13 protein-coding genes are annotated in these 17,520 nt (G+C 65.2%); 4 read left to right on the top strand and 9 right to left on the bottom strand.

Going from position 1 to position 17,520, the window contains the following annotated elements; translation table 11 throughout:
- Positions 1-28 precede the first annotated feature (28 nt).
- From EAO80_RS15075 to EAO80_RS15065, 3 genes are read right to left on the bottom strand one after another with little or no spacing between them, the layout of a single operon-like run.
- Complete coding sequence (locus tag EAO80_RS15075) at positions 29-1,564, bottom strand: tripartite tricarboxylate transporter permease (protein WP_122090692.1); 1,536 nt, start codon at positions 1,562-1,564, stop codon at positions 29-31.
- Positions 1,565-2,191, bottom strand: a complete 627-nt coding sequence (locus tag EAO80_RS15070) for a tripartite tricarboxylate transporter TctB family protein (RefSeq protein ID WP_245998639.1) — start codon at positions 2,189-2,191, stop codon at positions 1,565-1,567.
- A gap of 33 nt (positions 2,192-2,224) precedes the next feature.
- On the bottom strand, positions 2,225-3,343 hold the full coding sequence (locus EAO80_RS15065) for a Bug family tripartite tricarboxylate transporter substrate binding protein (protein WP_122090719.1): 1,119 nt from the start codon (positions 3,341-3,343) through the stop codon (positions 2,225-2,227).
- A 281-nt stretch (positions 3,344-3,624) separates the two neighbouring features.
- On the opposite strand from EAO80_RS15065, the gene EAO80_RS15060 reads away from it, so the two are divergent.
- Entirely contained in the window at positions 3,625-4,059 is a 435-nt protein-coding gene (locus tag EAO80_RS15060; RefSeq protein ID WP_122090691.1) for a universal stress protein, read from the top strand.
- Here the strand turns inward: EAO80_RS15060 and EAO80_RS15055 are convergent.
- Positions 4,056-5,111: an isocitrate/isopropylmalate dehydrogenase family protein gene (locus EAO80_RS15055; RefSeq protein WP_122090690.1), complete on the bottom strand. Its 1,056-nt coding sequence runs from the start codon at positions 5,109-5,111 to the stop codon at positions 4,056-4,058. The two genes, EAO80_RS15060 and EAO80_RS15055, sit on opposite strands and share 4 nt — an antisense overlap.
- A 390-nt stretch (positions 5,112-5,501) precedes the next feature.
- Between EAO80_RS15055 and EAO80_RS15050 the strand changes: the two genes are divergently transcribed.
- Together EAO80_RS15050 and EAO80_RS15045 are read left to right on the top strand one after the other, a co-directional pair.
- The gene (locus EAO80_RS15050; RefSeq protein ID WP_122090689.1) at positions 5,502-6,284 is read left to right on the top strand and encodes an enoyl-CoA hydratase/isomerase family protein; all 783 of its coding nucleotides are present in this window, start codon (positions 5,502-5,504) and stop codon (positions 6,282-6,284) included.
- Between the two features lie 2 nt (positions 6,285-6,286).
- Positions 6,287-7,513: a CaiB/BaiF CoA transferase family protein gene (locus tag EAO80_RS15045; RefSeq protein ID WP_245998637.1), complete on the top strand. Its 1,227-nt coding sequence runs from the start codon at positions 6,287-6,289 to the stop codon at positions 7,511-7,513.
- On the opposite strand, the gene EAO80_RS15040 is transcribed toward EAO80_RS15045, so the two are convergent.
- The 3 genes from EAO80_RS15040 to EAO80_RS15030 all read right to left on the bottom strand — a co-directional run bounded on the left by EAO80_RS15040 (position 7,510) and on the right by EAO80_RS15030 (position 13,639).
- On the bottom strand, positions 7,510-10,533 hold the full coding sequence (locus tag EAO80_RS15040; protein WP_122090717.1) for an FAD-binding and (Fe-S)-binding domain-containing protein: 3,024 nt from the start codon (positions 10,531-10,533) through the stop codon (positions 7,510-7,512). The two genes, EAO80_RS15045 and EAO80_RS15040, sit on opposite strands and share 4 nt — an antisense overlap.
- 175 nt (positions 10,534-10,708) lie before the next feature.
- Complete coding sequence (locus EAO80_RS15035; protein ID WP_122090688.1) at positions 10,709-11,968, bottom strand: CaiB/BaiF CoA transferase family protein; 1,260 nt, start codon at positions 11,966-11,968, stop codon at positions 10,709-10,711.
- 60 nt (positions 11,969-12,028) lie between these two features.
- On the bottom strand, positions 12,029-13,639 hold the full coding sequence (locus EAO80_RS15030) for a thiamine pyrophosphate-requiring protein (protein ID WP_122090687.1): 1,611 nt from the start codon (positions 13,637-13,639) through the stop codon (positions 12,029-12,031).
- Positions 13,640-13,803: 164 nt separating this feature from the next.
- Here EAO80_RS15030 and ddh point away from each other — a divergent pair, with 164 nt between their 5' ends.
- A complete protein-coding gene (gene ddh, locus EAO80_RS15025; protein ID WP_122090716.1) occupies positions 13,804-14,739 on the top strand; it encodes a D-2-hydroxyacid dehydrogenase in 936 nt (311 codons plus the stop codon).
- 5 nt (positions 14,740-14,744) lie between these two features.
- Here the strand turns inward: ddh and EAO80_RS15020 are convergent, their stop codons facing one another.
- Together EAO80_RS15020 and EAO80_RS15015 are read right to left on the bottom strand one after the other, a co-directional pair.
- On the bottom strand, positions 14,745-15,995 hold the full coding sequence (locus tag EAO80_RS15020) for an MFS transporter (RefSeq protein ID WP_122090686.1): 1,251 nt from the start codon (positions 15,993-15,995) through the stop codon (positions 14,745-14,747).
- 123 nt (positions 15,996-16,118) lie between these two features.
- Positions 16,119-17,520: phosphate acyltransferase (locus tag EAO80_RS15015; protein WP_281273048.1), on the bottom strand; the 1,402-nt coding region annotated here is incomplete at its 5' end.

The following is a 17,520-nucleotide window of genomic DNA, read 5'->3' as shown; positions in this document are numbered from 1 at the left end:
CCGCAGCCAAAGCGTATAGAGATACGGGTCAGGCGCGATCGACGACCCGCTCGAGGTACGGCTTGAGGAACGGTCCGATCAGGATCAGGAGGGTCGCAAGCGAGAGCGCGAAGGACAGCGGTCGGTTGACCGGATCGAAGAAGATGTCGTAACTCCCGCCGGAGATCTGGAGCGACCGGAAGAAGTTCTCCTCGGCGATCGGTCCCAGCACGATACCGAGGACGAACGCGATCACCGAGTAGTTGTACCGCACCATATAGAAGCCGAGTACCCCCAACACGAGCACCGCGCCGACGTCGTACCAGTTCTGGTTGAGCGTGTACGCCCCGATGAACGACAGCACCACCACGACCGGGATGATGACGTCGGTGTCGAGTTCGGTGATCCGGCTCGCGTACGGGATGACCGACAGTCCGACGAGGACGATGACGATGTTGCCGAGGAACAGCGAGATGAACAGCGCGTAGGTGATATGGAGCTGATCGCCGAACAGGGTCGGACCCGGCTGGAGGCCGTGCATGAGCAGCCCGCCGAGCAGCACCGCTGTCGAGCCGCTACCGGGGATCCCGAACGAAAGTGTCGGGACGAGCGACCCGCTCACCGTCGGGTTGTTCGCCCCCTCCGGGGCGATGACTCCTCGTGGATCGCCCTCGCCGAAAAAGCCGTCCTTGGCCGACGAGCGCGCCTCCTCGGCGTACGCGACGAACGTCGAGGTCGTCGCGCCCGAACCGGGGATCATTCCGATCACCATTCCGATCACACCGGCTTTGATCGTCGTCTTGGGGTATTTGAACACGGTCATGACGCCCTTCTTGATGCTTCCGGTGAGTTCGACGTCGCTCTCGGCGATCCGGGTCTGGGCGGCGAGCTTCATCATCTCCGCGAACGCGAACATCCCGATCAACGCGGCGACGAACGAGATGCCGTCGTAGAGGCCGAACTGGCCGAAGGTAAAGCGCGGCGTCGGGCTCAGGATCCCGGTCCCGATCGTCGAGATCATGAAGCCGAGCGCGCCGGCGACGAGCCCCTTGATGATCGAACCCTGCGTGACGATCGTGATCAGCGAGATCCCGAGGATCGCGAGCAGGAAGTACTCGGGCGAGCCGAAGGCGAGAACCACCCCGATCAGGACCGGCGAGATGAGCACGAGCACGATCGCGGCGAGAAAGCCGTTGAGCGCCGAGGCGGTCGTCGCGATCGCCAGCGCGTTCTTCGCGAGCCCGTTTTTCGCCATCGGATAGCCGTCGAGGGTGGTCGCCGCGGCCGACTCCGTACCGGGGGCGTTGATCAGGATCGCGGCGATCGAGCCGCCGAACATCGCCCCGCTGTAGATCGACGCCAGCAGGATGATCGCCGACGTCGCGTCAAGCGGCAGGGTCAGCGGCAGGACGATCGCCATTCCGACGGGCGAACCGATCCCCGGCAGTGCGCCGAGGACGATCCCCAGGAGGAGTCCGACGACCATCCACCCGATGACGGGCCAGCTGACCGCGATGCTCAGCCCTTCGGCGAAGGGCTCCAGCTGCAGGATCCGGTGAGTCCCGATGAGTGTTTCGACGATCATCTAGAGCACCCCGATGACGAACGGAACCGGGTCGAACGCGACCGGAAGGAACGGGCTGAAGTCGAAGATCGCGCCCTGATCCAGCGGCAGGATCAGGAACTCGATGAAGAGGTAGACGATGACCGTCGAGAGCACCGCGAGCCCGATCCCGATCGCCGGTCGAACGCGGAACCACGTCGTATACCCATACACGAACAGCGGCGTGACGAACAGGAAGCCGGCCGCCCAGCCCGCGAAGAAGTACAACGTCGCGGCTGCCATCATGAACACCGTGTCGTTGACGTCGTAGCCGTATTCCCGCGCGAGCGTCTGTTTCGGTTCGGTTTCCGCTTCGATCTCCTTTTCGCGCTCGGAGAGTTCCTCCTCGGCCTCGGAGGCAGTGTCGCTGGTGGTGATGTTGATGCTCTCGCCGACGACGGTGTACAGCGGTTCGGGGAGGTAGTTACGCACGAGCAACAGCAGCGATCCGACCAAGACGACCGACGCCATCAGTTGGGGGAACACCCGGGCGTCGTCCGGGTAGTCCGATACGATCGGCTCGATCAGAAACACCGCGCTGAGAGCGAGGAGAGCGACGAGCATCACGTGCTCTGCGGTCACCTGTTCGCGTTTATTTTTTATTGACATAATATGGGATAGGGATTCGCCGACGGCGTTCGATCAGGAGTTCTCTTGGACGAGGTCGATGACGTTGTTCTCCTCGTAGGCCGCAAAAGCGTCGTCGAGGAGCTGGTTCGCCGCGTCGGGACCCTCGTGGAAGACGGGGTTTCCGGTGTCCTCGGTCCAGCTCTGCGTGCTCTCGTGCTCGACGGCCTCGGCGAACATGTCCGAGAGCCCCTGCGTGATGTTGCCCTCGGTCTCGGGCGGCGCGAACACCCCACGGCTCAGCCCGCCGACGAAGTCGATCTCGGGGTAGCCCGCGTCGGTCACCGATTCGACGTCGGGGTAGACATCCGAACCGTCGCTGACGAACGTGACGACCGGGTAGATCGAGCCGTTGTCGACGACCGACTGCGTGCCCGCGTCGGTCCCGATCCCGGCGGGGACCTCGCCGCTGGCGACCGCCTGCGAGACGGGGCCGGTTCCCGTATACTGGACGCGCTCCGTCCAGTCCCAGCCCCACTCCTCTTCGTACTGGTACTTCGCTAGGAGAACGATGACGTCCTGGGAGCTGCCGGGCTCCTGGACGCCGATCCCCTCCCACTCCCCGGAGTTGTACTTCTCCATGACGTCGTCGAACGTCTCGACCTCGCCCTCGTACTCGGAGTTGACGACGAGCGTCCATACCGACTGCCCGAAGACACAGACGCCCTCGGCGTCTCGTTGGTCGAACCCGGGGTCTTCCAGTAGCTGCGGGGCGACCTCCAAGGGCGTCGCGCTCCCGAGGATGGTGTGGCCGTCCGGATTGGCCCGCATGAGCTGGCCGTATCCGTTGAGCCCGCCCGCACCGGGGATGTTGTCGATCTGGATGTTCTGACCGGTCGCGTCGGCCAGTCCCTCCTGGATCCCGCGGGCGTAGACGTCCGTACCGCCACCCTGATCGTACGGGACGATATACCGGATCGCGTTCTCGGGTTGCCAGTCGCTCTCGCCGCCGCTTTCGTTTCCGCCGCCACCCCCGTTTCCATCGCCACCGCCCCCGTTGTCATTGCCGGCCAGACAGCCCGCGAGCGCCGCTACCGATCCGGCGCCGGCGAGCTGTAGGAACCGTCTCCGTCCCGATCGAGCTGTACTCCTCGAACCGCCATCCGTCGTCGATTCGCTGTGTCGTTCGTTCATGGTTTCCTCGAGCACCGACCCTGCGTGCTGATCCCCGGTTCGCCCCGGCCACGGGCCGGTCGTCGACCTGACCGCCGCCGAAGCGGAAACGTCCTTGTTATCCGGTAACGCACATCAGAGTCTCACTATCACGATTATAGAGGAATAACATAAACCTTTCTAAGATATTGTCGTGGACGCGGGTGGATACCCCGTTCCCGTCTGCTGTAATCAACGTTTCCTGAACGTGATACGAAGGCGGACGAGTACACGTTTATATGATCGTCACGATAATACGAACCATGGTAATCGTTGCAGCCGTCGACAGGAGCGATAGATCCGGCGCCGTCGTCCGGGAAGCCGCGGCGCTCGGCGAGGCGTTCGACGACTCCGTCGCGGTCGTCCACGTCCTCCCGCGCGAGGAGTTCGTCTCGCTCGAGCGGACGAACGTGAGCGAAACCGGTGAGGCGGTACCGGTCGAAAGCGTGGTCGAAACGGCCGAGTCCATCGCCGTCGAAGCCATCGACGAGACGAGTGCTACGGCCACACCCGTCGGACTGATGGGCGACCCCGCAGACGAGATCACCGAATACGCTCGGAATCGGGACGCCCGATACATCGTCGTCGCCGGCCGGAAGCGCTCGCCGGTCGGAAAGGCCCTGTTCGGCAGCGTCGTCCAGTCGGTACTTCTGGGTGCGGACTGCCCCGTCGTCTCGATACGGGCCGAATCGGACTAGAGCCGCTCGGAGAGCGCCGCGACCATTTCTCCAGTGTCCGCTGACCCGCCCAGATCCGGCGGCGTCGGAGCCGATTCGTCGGCAAGCACTTCGCGAACCGCACTCCAAAGGTCCTCGGACACCTCGTTCTCCCCGGCGTTCTCGAACAGCATCGCCCCCGAGAGCACGGTCGCGATCGGGTTCGCGACGCCCTGTCCGGCGATGTCCGGGGCGCTTCCGTGGACGGGTTCGAACATCGAGGGGTACTCGCCCGAGCGGTTGACGTTACCCGAGGGAGCGAGACCCATGCTTCCGGTGACGATCGCGCCGATGTCGGTCAGAATATCTCCAAACAGATTCGAGGCGACGACCACGTCGAACTCCTCGGGCCGGCGGATGAAGTCCATCGAGGCTGCGTCCACGAGCAGACTTTCGACCTCGATATCGGGGTAGTCCTCGCTGATCTCCTCGACGAGGTCGTCCCAGAACACCATGCTGTAGGCCTGGGCGTTGGACTTCGTGATGCTCGTGAGGTGACCCTCGCGCTCCCCGGCGGCCTCGAAGGCCGCACGGAGGATCGCCTCGGTGCTCTGGCGGGTAAACACCGAGCTCTGGACCGCGATCTCGTGGTCGAAACCGACGTGTTCGCGCCCGCCGACGTCGGCGTACTCGCCCTCGGTGTTCTCCCGGTAGACGACAAAGTCCACGTCCCCACCTTCGTAGCCTTTCAGTGGACTCTCGACCCCGTCGAAGAGGATCGACGGGCGCTCGCAGACCTGCTGGTCGAACTCCTTGCGGATGGGGAGCAACAGACCGTGGAGCGTGACGTGATCGGGCACCTCGGGGTGGCCGACCGCGCCCAAGAGGATCGCGTCGCTGTCCTCGATCCGATCGAGGCCGTCCTCAGGCATCATCGTGCCCTCCTCGAGGTAGCGATCGCTCCCCCAGTCGTACCGCGTGAACTCGATTTCGACGCCGTGGTTCCCCGCGACCTCCTCGAACAGCGGGAGCGCCGCCTCTACGACTTCCGGGCCGATCCCGTCGCCCGGGATCGTGGTGATCTCGTAAGACATGTACTCGCACACACCAGGGGAGAGGATTAAGCCGTTACGGAGTCTGGCCGTAGGATTCCCTTGGATTACTGCGGTGGCCGGTGCTCGCGGAGCCGTCACTCTCGACGGCTCCGCGAGTGGGACGGGGAAGGGCAGGTTCCCGAGAGGCGCCGTGCGGTCGCACGGCGCGACTCGGCTGGCTTGGTGGTCCTCGGAAAATCGGAGATTTCCGGAATCTCGCGGGAACAGAGTTTCCGCGGACCTCGTGGCGACATCGTCGCCGCTCAGCGTCGAGAGACCGCAGAGCGATCTCTCGTAGCGACATGAAACGAGCGAGCGAGAAATGGCACGCCAGTGCATTCCGAGGGCTTTCTTGGGAAGACTTTTGCCCCGGGTGTGCGGTGTCTCCTCATGGTCAGCCACACGGCCTACGAGAGCATCAGCGTCGACGTCGAAGACAGCATCGCCACCATCGAGTTCCACCGCCCCGAGGTGTACAACGCGCTGAACGACGCGGTAATGCTGGACCTCTCGCGAGCCTTCGACGAGATCCAACTCGACAGGGAGATCGACGCGGTCGTCATCACCGGCGAGGGCGAGGACGCCTTCTCGGCGGGTGCGGACATAACGGAATACGCCGGCCCCGCGGAGGAACACGCCCACCAGGAGGACCGTCAGGAGCTGTTCTACGAGATGTACCAGAAGCCGCTCGACTGCCACGCACCCGTGATCGCGAAGGTCAACGGCTACTGCGTGGGTGGCGGGCTGATCTTCGCCATGTTCTGTGACATGCGCGTCGCCGTCGAGGACGCGAAGTTCGGCGTACCGACCGCGAACATCGGTCAGATCCCCACTGGAGGGTCGAACAAGCGCGCGATCGAACTCGTCGGCGAGGCGAAGGCAAAGGAGATCGTCTTCACCGCGGGCTTCATCGACGCGGAAGAGGCAGAACGGATCGGGCTGATCAATCACGCGGTCCCGCGCGAGGAGCTCGATTCGACGGTCGACGGGATCATCGACGGGATCCAGAACACGGGTAGAAATGCGGTGAAGAACTCCAAACGCGCGCTCAATCAGGCGGCCCAAGCACCCGACGCGGAGAGCGCCCGCGAGTTCGAGGAAGCGCTCTGGTGGGAACAGTTCGCCAGCGACGAGCGCCGGGAGCTAGTCGATGAGTTCAACGAGGGTGAGTGAACGTGAGCGAAACGGACACCGACGGGGACGGAAACCGGGGACCGCTCGCCGGCGTCTCGGTCGTCGAGATGACCGCCCACCGCGCGGGCCCGTTCTGTGGCGCGCTGCTCGCCGATATGGGCGCGGAGGTCGTGAAGATCGAGCGTCCCGGCGCGGGCGACCCCGCGCGCTCGCAGGGCGTCGGCCCCGACGGGAAGTCGGGCTACTTCATGGCGAACAACAGGAACAAGAAGTCGGTGACGCTCGACCTCAAGAGCGAGGCGGGCGTCGAGGCCGCCCGGTCGCTGCTCGAAGCCGCCGACGTCTTCGTCGAGAACTTCGGGTACGGCGTCACCGACAAGCTCGGCATCGGCTACGAGGACCTCCGCCAGCGTAATCCGGACATCGTCTATGCGAGCATCAAGGGCTACGGCGAGAGCGGGCCGTATAAGGAGAAACCGGGCCTCGACATGATCCTCCAGGCCGAGGGCGGGATCATGAGCGTCACCGGTCCCGAGGGCGGCCAGCCCGTGAAAGTGGGCCAAGCCATCGGCGATCTGACGACGGGGATGTTCGCGGCGATGGGCACCCTCGCCCGGCTCTACGAGGGCGAGCGCGCGGGCGAGGACGAGGAATTCGTCGGGAAGTTCGACGTCGGGCTGTTCGACTCGATCGTGACGCTCATGAACGAGTACCTGACCGAGTACTCGATGGACGGGAGCGTGCCGGGCCCACAGGGGACGAGCCACCAGACGCTCGTGCCCTACCAGCGCTTCGAGACCGCCGACGGCGCGCTCGTCACGGGCGTGCCGAGTGACGACCGCTGGGGTGACTTTGTCGAGCTGCTGGGCCGCGAGGAGCTCGCGGAGTACCCGACCAACGACGACCGACAGGAGCATGCCGAGAAAGTTGTGGAAATCATCGAGGCGGAGTTCGAGACGGAAAGCACGGAGCACTGGCTCGACTCACTTACTGAATACGGCTTTCCCTGCGGACCGATCAACGACGTCGAGGGCGTCGTCGAGCACGAACAGACCGCGGCACGCGATTTGACGATCCCTCATGAGGATCCCGAGTGGGGCGAGTGTCTGTTACCGGGTCACCCGATCGACTTCGCGGGCTACGAGCCCGAGATCCGCGAGCCCGCGCCGCGGCTCGGCGAACACACCGAAGACGTCTTCGAGGACGTGGCGGGCGACCAGACGACGTTGGAGGAGTGGACCGCGGGCGGGGCGTTCGGCTCCGATTAGGCCAGCGCCTCGGCAAGCTTTCTGACCGGGTGGGGCGGCTTTTCGCCGTACTCGTCGCCGATCTGGCTGCGACACGACGAACCCGGGGCGACGACGCTCTCTCCCTCACTCTCCTCGATCTGTCCGAACAGCACGGAGCCGACCGCCTGGCTCATCGAGTAGTGTTCGGCCTCGTAGCCGAACGAGCCGGCCATTCCGCAACAGCCTGAATCCAGCGGGTCGACCCGGTAGCCGGCCCGCCGGAGGACGCCCACGGTGTGGTGGTCCTTCTTGACCGCCTTCTGGTGGCAGTGACCGTGATACGTGAGCGATTCGTCGAGCGCGCCGAAGCTCATCGTCTCGTCGAGGCGGAACCGATCGACGTACTCCATGACGCCGAAGGTGTTTTCGGCCACCCGTTCGACCGCGTCTCCGGAGAGGAGGTCGCGGTAGTCCAACTGGAACATCACGGCGTCGGAGGGCTCGACGACGACCACGTCCCAGCCCGCGTTCACGTCGGGCGCGAGCGCGGTGACGTTCCGGTCGGCCTTCTCCTTCGCGAGGTCGAGCATCCCCTTCGAGTGGGCCGGCCGGCCGCTGCCGGTGACGCCTTCGGGAACCCTCACGTGAACGTTCGCGGCTTCGAGCACTTCGATTGCGGCCTTGCCCGCCTTCGTGTTGTTGTGGTCGGTGAACGTATCGGGGAACAACAGAACCTTCCGGTCGGCCTCTTTTTCACTCACCTGCGGCCCGCGTTTCTCGTACCATTCCGTGAGCGTCTCGGGCTCGAACTCCGGCAGGGTGCGCTCGCGGGCGATCCCCAGGACTTTTTCGGTGACGAGTCCCGACCCGGGGAGCGAACTCGCGAGGTTCGAGAGCGGGGCGGTCGCGCTCCCGAGGTCCGAGAGCCAGTCGATACGCGCGAAGACGCGCGAGCGCAGGTCGACCCCGTGACGCTTCAGGTACTCGTGTTCGACCTCGACCTTCATCTTCGCCATGTCGACCTCGGAGGGACAGTCCCGCGCACAGCCCTTACAGCCCACACAGAGGTCCATCACCTCGTGCATGAACTCCACGTCGAACTGCTCCTCGTCGGGTAAATCGCCGCTCATCGCCTGCCGGAGCATGTTCGCCCGCCCTCTCGTGCTCGTGATCTCCTCCTGGGAGGCCCGATACGTCGGGCACATCACGCCGCCGGCTCCGTCCTGGCTGGTCCGACAGCCGCCACACCCATGGCACAGCTCGGCCATCCCCTGAAAGCCGTTGTCGTTCTCCCAGTTGAGTTCGGGCTCGAAGCCCGCCTCGAACTCGTAGTCGGGACCGAAGCGGAGGTTCTCGCTCATGTCGAAGTCGCCACAGACCGAGCCGGGATTGAGCAGCCAGTCGGGGTCGAAGGCGGTCTTCAGGTCGCGGAACACGTTCCAGAGATGCTCGCCGTAGAGCTTCCTGTTCCACTGGGTTCTGGCCCGTCCGTCACCGTGTTCGCCCGAGACGCTCCCTCCGTATTTCACCGCGAGATCCGTCGCGGCGTCCGAGATCGAAACCATCGTCTCGACGCCCTCCGCAGTTTTAGTGTCGATCAGCGGACGGACGTGCATACATCCCGGACCGGCGTGGGCGTAGAAGCTCCCGAACGTGTCGTGGTCCTCGAAGATCGCCTGGAAGTCGGCGGTGTACTCCGGGAGGTGTTCGGGCGGGATCGCGACGTCCTCGATGAACGCGATGTGTTTCTCGTCGCCCGTACGAGAGAGGAGGATCGGCGTCGAGGCCTTGCGCATCTTCCAGAAGTCCTTCCGGGTCTCCTCGTCGTAGGCCTCGTAGCCGCCGAAGGCGATCTCGCCCACCCGGTCCTCCAGCAGCGTCTCGACCTTCTCCCGGCGCTCCTCGTCCGAATCGGCGTAGAACTCGACCAGGAGGAAGGTATCGGTTTCATCAGGCAGAATTCCGATCACGTCCTTGAACTCGTCGAGCCCGCGCGCGAGGTCGACCAGCACGCCGTCGAGCACCTCCAGGGCGGCGGGTTCGTGTTCGAGGATCGGGCCGACGTCCTCCATCGCCTCCAGCAGACTGTGGTAGGTAAGTAGTCCGATCGACTTCGTCTCGGGGATCGGCTCCAGACTCACTTCGGCCTCGGTGACGATGGCGAGCGTCCCCTCGCTGCCGACCAGCAGGCGCGCGAGGTTCACGACACCTTCCTCTGTGCTTCCTTCCCCAGTACTCGCGGTTACACCGCTCGTGTCCTCCGAGGCGCGTTGCGCCTCGCTTGCCTCCTCGACGAGCACGTCGAGGTTATATCCGGAAACGTTTCGCTTCATGCTCGGGTACCGTTCCGCAACTGCGTCGCTCTCCTCGTCGATGATCCGGACGACTTCCGCGTAGATCCGCTCGAGTACCTCGCCCTCGGGATCGGCCTCCTCTCGGAGTTCTTCGACGCTGATCTCGCCGAAGGTGTGGACCGAGCCATCGGAGAGGACGGCCTCGCACTCCTCGACGTAGGCGTCGGTCTTGCCGTACAGCAGCGAATGTGCGCCGGTCGTGTTGTTGCCGATCGCACCCCCCAAGGCGCTGCGGTCGGCCGTCGAGGGGTCGGGCGCGAACTTGATCCCCTCTGGTTCGAGGGTGCGGTTAAGTTCGCCGAGCGTGACCCCCGTCTGGGCGCGTGCCCGCATCGCGTCGGGGTCCACGTCGGTGATGTCGGTCATGTACCGCGAGAGGTCCAGCACGACCGCCTCGTTGACCGCTTGGCCCGCGAGGCTCGTCCCGCCGCCGCGGGGCAGCACGGGGATCTCTCGGTCGGCGCAGTAGGCCATCACCGCGGCGACGTCCTCCGTCGCGGTCGGGAAGACCACGCCGATGGGCGTGACCTCGTAGGCGCTGGCGTCGGTCGCGTACAGCTCCCGTGAGTACTCGTCGAAGCGGACGTCGCCCTCGACGCGGTCTTCGAGGTCGGCCACGAGATCGGGTCGCTCGACGTCACCGTTCGTGTAGTCGTAGTTCGCTCGGTCGTCGGTCGCGGGGTCGTGTCGGTCGGTTGTTGCCATTGTGAAGCGTGTCTCCTCCGTGGTTATCGCCGCTGTTCCGGTTCGTGTCCGATCGGCGCCGCCCGAGATCGCGAACTGCCCTAGCTCGGGACTCAAGACGGTCGAACGACGCGGTCGGTCTCGAATGTGTGGTAGTAACACACGAATAAATGTGTTGCGTCCGAGCCGTCTCCGTTTACGCGTCGGGTATCGCACCCGAGTCACGCAGTTCCGCGACCTGTTCCTCGGAGTATCCGAGGCGATCGAGGATCGCCTCGGTGTCCTCGCCCAGGAGCGGCGGCGCGTCGTCGAACCCGCTGTCGGCGCCCTCGAAGTTCAGCGGGTGTTCGAGGCTCGGGATCTCGCCCGCCGCGGGGTGATCGAGCGATCCCACTGCCCCGCGGGCCTCCACTTGCTCGTTCTCCAGTGCCTCGCCCACCTCGTAGACCGGGCCGACGGGCAGGCCCGCCTCCTCGGCCAGCGCCTCGACCCACTCGTCGGTGGTGCGCTCGCGAAGCGTCTCCGAGAGCTCCTCTTCTAGCTCATCCATGTGCTCGACCCGGTCGGCGTTGGAGTCGAATCGCGGGTCGTCGAGGAGGTCCTCCCGCCCGATCTCGGTGCAGAACCCCTCCCAGAGCTTCTGGTTGCCGCAGGCGACGTTCAGATAGCCATCGCTGGTGGGATAGCTCTGATACGGCGCGAGCACCGGATCCTTGGTGCCCATTCTTCCGGGGGTCTCACCGACGAACGCCTTCGCGGCCTGCTTGGTGAGCCACGGCAGTGCCGCCTCCAGCATGCCGAGTTCGACGCGCTCGCCCTCGCCCGTGCGCTCGCGCCGGAAGAGCGCGCCGACGATGCCGAAGGCGGCCCACATCGCCGTGATGAGATCGGTTTGAGGAAGGCCGACCTTCACCGGGTCGCCGTCCTCCTCGCCGGTGACGCTCATGATCCCGCTCATGCCCTGAACCAGGAGGTCATATCCCGGGCGGTCACTCCACGGGCCCGTCTCGCCGAACGCGGAGATCGAACAGTAGACGAGTTCGGGGTTCAATTCACACAGATCGTCATACCCCAGTCCGAGCCGTTCGGCGGTCCCGGGCCGGAAGTTCTCGACTACTACGTCCGCCTCCTCGATCAGCTCCTTGCAGATCGCCAGTCCCTCCTCGCTTTTGAGGTTCAGTTCGACGCTCTGCTTGTCGTAGTTGACCGTCCAGAAGTAGGGCGATTCCCCCTGCTCGGCGGCCGACCGGCCGGGTCCCTCGTAGTCCTCCGTCGAGACGAACGGCGGGCCCGAGTGGCGACTGTCGTCGCCCAGTTCGGGCCGTTCGACCTTAATGACCTCCGCGCCCTGGTTCGCGAGCATCAGCGTCGCGAAGCCGCCGGTGACGAACGTGGTGAGATCGACGACGGTGATCCCGTCGAGTATCTTCTCTTGACTCGTGCTATCGGATTCCATGATGTAGTGGTTTCAGCTGTCGGTGTTAAACGTTCCCGTCGCTCTCGGAGGGCGAGGTGCTTATTCGAGATCCGGCCGCGAGAGCTCGGTCTCCTTCGCAGTGATGACCTCGATCAGCGCGGGCGTTCCCTCCTCGGTCTGCTCGATCCCGCGTTCGATGGCCGCCCCGAGTTCGTCGGGGTCCTCGACGCGCTCGCCGTAGCAACCGAGTCCCTCCGCGACGTCCGCCCAGTCGCCGCCGAATGGCGTGTCATACGAGGCCATTTCGAAGTTGTTCAGGTGGATCGAGAGGATCGGGATGTCCTCGCGGGCCGCGGTCTCCAGATCGAGGGCCGTCATTCCGATCGCGCCGTCGCCCCAGACGTTGATGCAGAGCTTCTCCGGATTGACGAGCTTCGCGCCCATCGTCAGCCCCAGCCCGTAGCCCAGTTGGGTGGTCTTCCCCCAGCCGATATAGGAGAGGGGTTCTGTGACCTCGAAGAACGGCGCGAGGAAGTCGCGGGGATTGCCCGCGTCGTGGGTGATGACGACCTCCTCCTTGTCGACGATCTCGTCGAGCTCCCGAACCACTCGATACGGGTTGATCGGCGTGTCTTCGGAGGTGAGCTTCGCCTCCCACTCGGCGAGCCACTCCTCGCGGACGTCCTCGATCTCCGCCGCCACGTCATCGGCCCGCCCGCGGTCATCGTCGACGCGGCCGTCGAGTTCGTCGAGCAGCGCTTCGAGGGTGAGCTTGGCGTCGCCGACCAGCGAGTGCGTCGAGACGACGTCCTTGTCGATGTCCGTGGGATCGAGCGTCGAGTGGACGATGTCGGCGCCCTCGGGGGCGGTCAACCCGTATGCGGTCTCGGTGAACGAACAGCCGATCCCGAAGACGACGTCGGCCTCGCGCATGAAATGGGCGAGCTGACCGGGCTCGCTTTTGCTGGCGGCGCCCAGCGAGAGGGGGTGATCCTCGGGGAACGCGCTCTTCCCGTTCAAACTCGTCGCCACGGGGGCTTCGAGGGTTTCGGCGAGTTCCTTCAGACTGTTCCAGCCCTTCGCGTAGTGGACACCCTGTCCGGCGAAGACCACCGGGCGCTCGGCCTCGGCGAGGGTCTCGGCTGCCGTCTCGACGTCCGCCGGGTCCGGGCCCGACCGGCGCGCCTTCGAGGGGGTGTACTCGAACTCCTCCTCGAGATCCGTGTAGAAGACGTCCTTGGGGACCTCGACCACGGAGGGCCGGGGCCGGCCGTTACGCGCCGAGCTGAACGCCCGGCGCATCGTCTCGCCGACGGCCTCGGGGTCCGCGAGCTGTTCGCAGGACTTGCTCACCGACTGGTAGCTCACCAGCGAGTTGAACTTCGGGTCCACGTCGGTCTTCGCCAGATCGTAGCCCGCGGGGATCGCGACGATGGGCGCGGACTCGCCGTAGGCTTGGGCGACGCCGCCGATGGAGTTCTCGGTGCCCGGCCCGTGCTGGCAGGCGAACGCGCCGACCTGCTCGCCGGAGGTCAGCCGCCCGACGGCGTCGGCCATGTGGACCGCGGTTCGTTCCTGCCTCGTGATGATGGATCGGACCCCCGCCTCCTCCGCTGAATCCGTGTCGAACAGCGGGTTGCTCGGGAAGCCGAACAGGTACTCTACACCCTCCTCTCGTAGCGTCTGCGCGATCGCTTCGTTGACGTCCATGATGTCCTCACCGTTACGGTGACTACCCCATATGCTGTCCGACTATGTGATAAGAGTTACCAATTCTGTCAAGCTCGGACACGGAACACTCTCCGATGGATCGTGGTGTTCCGACGACGCTCCGTTCCGAAAGCTTCAACCTCGCGAGTGATACACTCACGCGCATGGCAGCACCCGACCTCGAACAGCTGTACGTCCACGAATCCGTCGACAGCGTCATCCCGGAGGGGGCGTTCGTCGAGGCGTTTTCGGATCTTTCGATCCCGGTCGAACTCGTCGGCGACGGACGGGAGTACGACCAGCGCGACGGCGTCGTCACCTACGCCCCCCGCGAGGAGTTCCTCGACGCCGGCTGGGTCCACTGTGCCCGAGCGGGCTACGACGCCTTCGATACCGAGGCCTACGCCGAGACGGATACCCCGCTAACCAACAGTTCGGGCATCCACGGCGCGACCGTCGGCGAGGTCGCCGTCGGCTGTATGCTCTCGCTTGCACGCATGTTGCACGTCTACCGGGACAACCAGAACGAAACCCACTGGTACACCCCCGAGTACGACCGTCCGTTCACCGTCGAAAACGAGCGACTCTGCGTGCTCGGGCTGGGGACCATCGGCGAGGGGATCGCCACGCGGGCCGATGGGTTAGGGATGGAGGTCGTCGGCGTCCGGCGCTCGGACGAACCGGTTCCCGGGGTCTCGGAGGTCTACGACCCCGACGAGCTTCACGAGGCGATCTCGGACGCCCGATTCGTCGCGATCACGCTGCCGCACACCCCCGAGACTGACGGCCTGCTCTCGACGCCGGAGTTCGAGGCGATGCGCGACGATGCCTATCTCGTGAACGTCGCCCGAGGTCCCATCGTCGACGAGGAGGCGCTCGTTGCGGCGATCGAGGACGGCGAGATCGCGGGTGCGGCACTCGACGTCTTCGAGACCGAACCCCTTCCCGAAGAATCGCCGCTGTGGGACATGGAGGACGTGATCGTCATGCCGCATAAGGGCTCTGCGACCAACCGGTACCACCTTGACATCGCCGACCTGGTGAAGGAGAACGTCGAGCGCTACCGGTCGGGGGAGGAACTGCGAAACCGCGTCGCCTGAGTAGTTTAGACGAATTTGAGGACGACTACCACGAGCCCAGCCGCGAGGAGCGCGATCGCGCCGAGGGTTCCGAGCAACACGGAGGCGCTGAAGTACGTCAGCAGCGCGCCTGCCAGCGCGGCGCCCCCCGCTCCGACGCCGAACATACCCAGATACGTAAAGCCGTAGGAGAGACCGTGGACGTCCTCTGCGGCGTATTCCGCGATCACGACCTGATAGATCGGCGCGGTCGCATAAAGGCAGAACCCGAGGATCGCACAGACCGCGAGGAACGGGACGACCCCCCAGCCCGCCGCGGGCAGGAAGACGACCGCGAGCGCCGCGAGCGCCGTCAACGTCGCCAGCAGCGCGTACTCGGTCCTGACGTGATCGGTGACCCGCCCGCCGGCGTACTGGCCGAGGATGCCGACCATCAACAGACCGGTGTAGATGTACTGGGAGGGTTCGGCCGACTGTCCCATGATCGTGTAGGTGCCGAACTGCGGGAGGTCCGCGATCATGTCGGGCATGAACGTCAGCAGCCCCCGGTAGTAGGTGCCATAGAGCATGACGATCACGAACGCGAGGGCAAAGCCCGTCGTGAAGAGCAGGCGAGAATCGGCGACGATCGACCCGAGGTCGAAGCCGTCGTCCCCGTCTTCGCCGTCGGTCGTCGGCCCTTCGTCGCCGTCGGTTCTCTCGCCGCCGTCGGTCGCGGTGGCGGCCGTCTCGTCGAACTCGATGGCGGAGCCGACCGCCACGACGACGACCGCCGGGATCGCGAGTGCAACGATGACGAACCGCCAGTCGAGAAAGATCAACAGAAGGGCGGCGAGCAGCGGACCGAACGCGGTGCCGACGTTGCCGCCGACGCCGTGGTACGCGAAGACGGTCCCCCGTTCCTCGGCCCCGCGGCTGATCAGCGAGAGCCCGGCAGGGTGGTAGATGCTCGCGGCGGCACCCCAGACGACGATCGCCCCACAGAGCGTGTAGACGTTGGGCGCGAGCGCGAGCAGGAAAAATCCCCCTCCCATTCCCAGAACTGCGGCGACGATCAGTCGTCGTGAACCGTACCGGTCGGCGAGCACGCCGCTGGGAAGCGCGCCGACGCCGATCAACCCGTAACCGATGCTGACGACGATCCCGAGGACGAACGCCGAGACCTCGAAGACGTCGAGCCAGATCACGATGAAGAGCGGAATCGACAGCTCGTAGGTGTGGAAGGTCCCGTGGGCGAGCATGGTGAATCCGGCGATCGAGCGGTCGTTCCCGTTCATGCCAGCCCCGCCCAGTGTGTCCCGTTCTCCCGTTTCATACTATCGAAGGAACCGTTATGAACCCTCTTAATTAATCGTGTTGGGGCAGGTGTTCGTCCGGGGACGGCGAGTGCGCCCGCCGGACTACTGCTCTTGGGCGTCGACGACCGCGACGCTCGCCAGATTGACGATGTCCTTGACTTCGTCGCCGCGCTGGAGGACGTGCACCGGCTCGTCCATACCCGCGAGCATTGGTCCAATGGCTTCCGCGCCGCCCAGTCGCTGGAGCAGTTTGTAGGCGATGTTGCCTGCCTCCAGATTGGGAAAGACCAGCACGTTCGCCGGTTCCTCCAGCTCCGCGAAGTCGTACGTCCCGTCGAGCATGTCCTCGACGATGGCGGTGTCGGCCTGCATCTCGCCGTCGACCGGGAAGTCCACGTCGGGGTCCCGTCGGAGCGCGCGCGCCGCGTTGCGTGGCTTTCGCGTCCCTTCGTTGTCCACCGATCCGAAATCGGAGTACGACAGGAGGGCAACCCGCGGTTCGACGTTGAAGCGGCGGGCCAGCTGTGCGGTGTGGCGAGCGACCTCCGCGAGGACGTCCTCGTCGGGGTTCTGGTTGACGGTGGCGTCCGCACAGAAGACCACGCGGTCCTTGAACGCCAGCAGGTAGACCCCGGCGGCGTAGTCGGTATCGTCGGCCGTCCCGATTACCTCCAACGGGGGACGGAGCGCCGAGGGGTAGTGATGGGTCAGCCCCGTCAGCATGGCGTCGGCGTCGCCGGCCTCGACCATCGCGCTCGCGAGGTAGTTCGGATCGTTTTCGAGGCGGTCGAGTGCCTCGGTTCGGGTCAGTCCCTTTCGCTGCCGCCGTTCGTACAGACGGTCCGCATAGGTCCTGTAGGCGTCGTCCGATCGATCGACGAGTTCGGGTTCGAACTCGAGGTCGAGGTTCGTGATCGTCCCCTCGATCGACTCGCGATCGCCCACGAGGACGGGCCGAGCGATCCCCTCCTCTTGCATCCGGTAGGCCGCACGGATCATCTTCTCGTGTTCCCCCTCGGCGAGCGCCACACGTTTGGGATCGCTTTTCGCCTTATCGAGGACGACCCGCATCATCTCGCGGGACTTACCGAGTCGGGCCTCGAGTGTCTCGCGATACTCGTCGAGTTCGACCTCGTGACGCGCGACGTCGCTCGAGATTGCCGCCTGCGCGACCGCCGAAGCCACCTCGAACAGCACCCGCGAGTCGAGGGGCTTGGGCAGGATGTACTCCGGGCCGAAGCGCAGCGTCTCGTCGGAGTAGGCCTTCCGGACCGCGTCCGGGGCGTCCTGTTTTGCGAGGTCGGCAAGCGCCTCGGCGCAAGCGACCTTCATCACCTCGTTGATCTCCGTGGCCCGCACGTCCAAGGCCCCCCGAAACAGGAACGGGAAACACAGCACGTTGTTGACCTGGTTGGGGTAGTCCGAGCGCCCGGTCGCCATGATCACCGTGTCCTCGCGGGCTTGTTTGGCCTCCTCGTAGGTGATCTCGGGGTCGGGGTTGGCC

The organism is Halalkalicoccus subterraneus (genome assembly GCF_003697815.1).
GTDB lineage: Archaea > Halobacteriota > Halobacteria > Halobacteriales > Halalkalicoccaceae > Halalkalicoccus > Halalkalicoccus subterraneus.
Note: the sequence above shows the minus strand (reverse complement) of the source record. Positions and strands in the feature narration are given on the sequence as shown.

Coding starts and splice junctions, on each gene's coding strand:
- EAO80_RS15075 (WP_122090692.1), bottom strand. CDS start 1,564: ATGATCGTCGAAACACTCATCGGGACTCACCGGATCCTGCAGCTGGAG.
- EAO80_RS15070 (WP_245998639.1), bottom strand. CDS start 2,191: ATGTCAATAAAAAATAAACGCGAACAGGTGACCGCAGAGCACGTGATG.
- EAO80_RS15065 (WP_122090719.1), bottom strand. CDS start 3,343: ATGAACGAACGACACAGCGAATCGACGACGGATGGCGGTTCGAGGAGT.
- EAO80_RS15060 (WP_122090691.1), top strand. CDS start 3,625: ATGGTAATCGTTGCAGCCGTCGACAGGAGCGATAGATCCGGCGCCGTC.
- EAO80_RS15055 (WP_122090690.1), bottom strand. CDS start 5,111: ATGTCTTACGAGATCACCACGATCCCGGGCGACGGGATCGGCCCGGAA.
- EAO80_RS15050 (WP_122090689.1), top strand. CDS start 5,502: ATGGTCAGCCACACGGCCTACGAGAGCATCAGCGTCGACGTCGAAGAC.
- EAO80_RS15040 (WP_122090717.1), bottom strand. CDS start 10,533: ATGGCAACAACCGACCGACACGACCCCGCGACCGACGACCGAGCGAAC.
- EAO80_RS15035 (WP_122090688.1), bottom strand. CDS start 11,968: ATGGAATCCGATAGCACGAGTCAAGAGAAGATACTCGACGGGATCACC.
- EAO80_RS15030 (WP_122090687.1), bottom strand. CDS start 13,639: ATGGACGTCAACGAAGCGATCGCGCAGACGCTACGAGAGGAGGGTGTA.
- ddh (WP_122090716.1), top strand. CDS start 13,804: ATGGCAGCACCCGACCTCGAACAGCTGTACGTCCACGAATCCGTCGAC.
- EAO80_RS15020 (WP_122090686.1), bottom strand. CDS start 15,995: ATGAACGGGAACGACCGCTCGATCGCCGGATTCACCATGCTCGCCCAC.